Source organism: Martinezella calliandrae (assembly GCF_030272695.1).
GTDB classification, from domain to species: domain Bacteria; phylum Pseudomonadota; class Alphaproteobacteria; order Rhizobiales; family Rhizobiaceae; genus Rhizobium; species Rhizobium calliandrae.
Map to the genome: position 1 here is coordinate 1 of NZ_JARFYN010000121.1, position 4272 is coordinate 4272.

Annotated in this window: 3 protein-coding genes and 2 pseudogenes; 2 read left to right on the plus strand and 3 right to left on the minus strand. The window is 61.6% G+C overall.

Annotated elements, in window-relative coordinates; all coding sequences use genetic code 11:
• Positions 1-136: pseudogene (locus PY650_RS36080) on the plus strand (efflux RND transporter periplasmic adaptor subunit); the annotation flags it as partial.
• A gap of 38 nt (positions 137-174) precedes the next feature.
• Here the strand turns inward: PY650_RS36080 and PY650_RS36085 are convergent.
• The 3 genes and pseudogenes from PY650_RS36085 to PY650_RS36095 form a co-directional block, all read right to left on the minus strand.
• The gene (locus PY650_RS36085; protein WP_285884858.1) at positions 175-702 is read right to left on the minus strand and encodes an FUSC family protein; all 528 of its coding nucleotides are present in this window, start codon (positions 700-702) and stop codon (positions 175-177) included.
• 26 nt (positions 703-728) lie between these two features.
• On the minus strand, positions 729-2462 hold the full coding sequence (gene poxB / locus PY650_RS36090; RefSeq protein WP_285884860.1) for a ubiquinone-dependent pyruvate dehydrogenase: 1734 nt from the start codon (positions 2460-2462) through the stop codon (positions 729-731).
• 169 nt (positions 2463-2631) lie between these two features.
• Positions 2632-2724, minus strand: a pseudogene (locus tag PY650_RS36095) (metal ABC transporter permease); the annotation flags it as partial.
• 564 nt (positions 2725-3288) lie between these two features.
• Here PY650_RS36095 and PY650_RS36100 point away from each other — a divergent pair.
• On the plus strand, positions 3289-4272 hold a 984-nt coding region (locus PY650_RS36100), incomplete at its 3' end, for an efflux RND transporter periplasmic adaptor subunit (RefSeq protein WP_285884862.1).

Here is a 4272-nt window from a genome sequence, read left to right on the forward strand (position 1 = left end):
TGGACGAATGGTGTCTCGCAAGGTCGACGTTGGCGATCTGGTCCACAAGGGCGACGTCCTCGCGGAGATCGATCCTCTCAGTCTCCAGCTCGCGGTCAGAAGTGCGCAAGCCAACGTTCGCAACGCCCAGGCACAACGCGGCGGTCATGACGATCGTCCCTTGATCCGGTGCGTTCAAACGCGCCGTTTGAGCCATCGATAGAACCGGCGATGGCCGGGCTCACCGCCGCTGACCGCATCAACAAGTGTTTCGGGCATCCAATGGAATACCCAGCCGACGAGTGCGCCCAGTATGACCTCGCTGCCACGGTGCATCGCAACGACAACGATCGGGACCGAAGGCTGGGCCGCGAGCAGGATGATCGGACAGGTCCACATGGCGACCCGAAGCTTCGGGAACTCACGCGCGATCAGCGCGCAGATTGCGACCGAGATCGCCATCTGAAGGGCGACAGAGGCGGCCGCGCGCGAGGCCGCCTCGCTCACCATGATGGTGACGACGATCCCGAGCAGCGTGCCGAGGATGCGCCCCATCAACGACGAACACGTTTCGTCCAACCGCTCCTGGGAAACGATCACCGCCGACATCGCCGCCCAGACGGATTCTTTCAATCCCAGCAGTGACGCCAGTTCGTAAGCGGCTGTGGCGGCCGCGGAACAGCGGGCGATGAAAGCGAGCGCGCGTATGATTTTCGTTTCCATGCCTTGTCGGTCACCTTCCGAAGCACTCAGCGCCAAAGGTTGGTTCGGGCGAGATCGATGACCTCGTCGGCGCGCCCATTGAGGATCGCCTTCACCATGTAGAGTGAGAAGCCTTTTGCCATCTCCGTCGTGATTGACGGCGGCATTACGAGCTCCGTCCGGTTGACGACCGCATCGATGAGAACGGGGCCGTCATGGGCGAAGGCGGCGGCGATGCCGTCGCTCACCTCAGTCGGATCCTCAAGCCGGATGCCGCGGATGCCGACGGCCTCGGCCATTGCCGCAAAATCCGGGTTTTTCAGGTCCGTGCCGAAATTGAGAAAGCCCGTGGATTTTTGCTCGAGCTCGATAAAGCCAAGCGCACCGTTGTTGAAGACAACCACCTTCACGGGCAAGTCGAGCTGCTTGAGGCTGATCAGGTCGCCCATCAGCATGGTGAACCCGCCATCGCCCGAAAGGGAGACGACCTGCCGGCCGGGGTGGCTCGCCTGGGCGCCGATCGCCTGCGCCATGGCGTTGGCCATCGACCCATGCCAGAACGACCCGAGCAGCCGTCGTTGGCCGTTCATCGCAAGATAGCGCGCAGCCCACACGGTGGGGAGGCCGACATCGCAGGTGAATACCGCATCGCTTGCGGCTTGATCGCTGATCGCCTTAGCGATCTGCTGCGGATGGATGAGGCCCCGGCCCGATTTGCTCTCTGCCAGGCGGTCAAGCTCTGCCCTTGCATGCGCGTAGTGTTGCCGAGCCTTTGCGAGATGGCCACCGTTGCTCTTCTCCTCAAGCAGCGGGAGCAACTCGTTCAGCGTCGCGCCGACGTCGCCAATGACGGCCACGTCGACCGCGCAGCGGCGCCCGATCTGCCCCGCCCGGATATCGACCTGCGCGACGCGCACGCCTGCATCCTTGGGATAGAACTGACGATATGGGAAATCGGTGCCGAGCATCAACAGGGCGTCGCAGTCCAGCATGGCGTAGTAGCCGGACGAAAAGCCGATCAGTCCGGTCATTCCGACGTCGAATGGATTGTCCCACTCGACATGTTCCTTGCCGCGCATGGAATGCACCATGGGTGCTTTGAGGCGTTCGCCAAGCGCCAGCAATTGCTCGTGCGCCCCTTCGCAGCCGGAGCCGCACAGGATCGTCACCCGCTTGACGGAATTGAGCAACGAAGCAAGTTCTTCGATCGCGCTGCGCGCAGGTACTACGACTGGCGGAGGCGGCAGCAGCGCCGCCGCTTTCGGTGGCGGAGCCGGTTGGGCCGCCTGCAAGGCGACGTCGCCGGGGATCACCACGACCGACACTCCGCATTTGGCAACCGCCTCGCGAATTGCCGTTTCGAGCGTGCCGGGCATCTGGCGCGAGTTGGAAACCAGCTCGCAATAGTGGCTGCATTCGCGGAAGAGGTTTTCCGGATGCGTTTCCTGGAAATAACCCGAGCCGATCTCCGCGGAGGGGATATGGGCTGCGATTGCCAGCACCGGCACGCGAGAACGGTGACAGTCGAAAAGCCCATTGATGAGATGCAGGTTGCCAGGCCCGCAGCTTCCGGCGCATACGGCGAGGCTGCCCGTCAGGTGAGCTTCGGCGCCCGCCGCGAAGGCGGCGACTTCTTCGTGCCGGACGTGGATCCATTCGATCTTCCCCTGCCGGCGGATGGCGTCCGTCAAGCCGTTCAGGCTATCGCCGACGATTCCGTAAATCCGTTTCACGCCTGATGCCGCGAGGGTCTCGGCGAACTGTTCCGCGACGGTGTGCATAATCTTGCTCCTTTTCCGTGACGACATAAGGGTAGCCTGCGCTTCATCAAAAGAAACTAGACCTTAGATTAACGCGGATATATGGACGGGTAGACATTGATACTTTTCCGGTTTGGGAAGAGTATGGATCTCAGACACCTTCGCCTATTTCGTCGCCGTCGCCGAGGAACATCGCGTCCCCTGTCAGGCTCATGCGCCTCAGCGTCAGAAAGACGCCTACTGGTGCGCAGCTCGCCGACAAGCCGAATAGCACCCGCTGTATGAAGCCGTATTCGAGGAAGGGGCGACCAGGCTGTCAAACATGAGCTGCAGCCTGCGAATGATGGCCACGCACGTGAGAGGGATCTGCCGGCAGCTCGTCCTCACACCACCCGGCCTTCTCGTCCTATGCCTCTGAATAATCCTGCTTCGCAGCAGGTTGTCGGACGTCAGCACCTTAGAGGTCGGCCCCGAGGCTACTAGCTTACTGGGCCCAAAGCAACTTTGGTATCGCCCCATTACACAAACAATCAATTGGCGAATGCTAGTGCGCCTGATCATATGGGCGGCGACGAAAAATTGATCGGCACGCCCTTCTTTCCATTAACGAAAACTTCGGCTCAAGCCGACGCTGAACCCGTCCCCTAACGTGCTCGCGCTGCGCCAGCATGGCTGCAACAGTCGAGTGGACGACGGTCAACGCTGAGCACTGCTCGGGGAGAAATCAAGCAGTGCCTACCGTATGAGGTGCTGCCTTTGCCGAGACTAAGTGTCAGCCGGCGGTTCACGCTCCGCATGTGCGGCGAGCGTGGCTCTCTTTTGGTTGCAAACCGTAACGGAGCAAATAATGCAGCCTTTTCGATGGTTGGGAATTGGTCTCGCCTGCGCCTGTCTGGCTGCCTGCGAAGAGAAAGCTGCGGTGGCGCCACCGCCGCAACATGTGCGGGTCGATCGGGCAGCCTCTGCCACCTATCAGCCGATCGCCGAGATCACCGGGGAGGTAAAGGCTCAGATTCAGACCGAACTTTCCTTTCGCATCAGCGGCAGGGTGGTCGAAAGGCGGGTCGAGGTTGGATCCCATGTTCATGCCGGCGAGGTGCTTGCGCGCGTCAACGACACCGAACAGCAGGCAGACGTGAATGTGGCCAAGGCGACACTGGAATCGGCCAGAGCGATCCTCCAAGAGAAGACGCTGAGCTTCGAGCGATCCAAGGCTCTCCTGCAATCGCAGGCGATTGCCCGGCAGATCTTTGACCAGGCTCGAGAAGAGCTGTTGAGCGCCCAGGCAGCTTTTGACGCCGCCGAGGCGGCGCTCGCGACGGCGGAGGATGCGCTGTCCTACACGGAGATGAAGGCCGACGCGGATGGCATTATCACCGCGCGCACGATCGAAGTCGGACAGGTGGTTTCGGCAGCGCAATCTGCCTTCACGCTCGCGCATGACGGCCCGAGGGATGCGGTGTTCGACGTCTTCGAGGCATTCTTTCTGGATGGTCCGCCCTTGCCGGATGTCGACGTGGCAGCGATCGAGGATCCGACGCGCGACGCCCATGGGAAAATCCGGGAAATATCTCCCGTGATAGACACCAAGGCCGGCACGATCCGCATCAAGGTAGCGCTGGGGGATGACGCCCAATGGGCTCTCGGCACGCCGGTTGTCGGCACGCTCCGGTCCTCGCCGCATGCCGGGATCGTGCTGCCCTATAACGCCATCGCGTCAGCCAAAGGCGACCCGGCCGTGTGGCTGGTCAACACCGAAAACGGCTCCGTTTCGCTCCGCAAGATTTCGGTCGGCCGTTACCGCAAAAGTGATTTCGTCGTGACCGGCGGC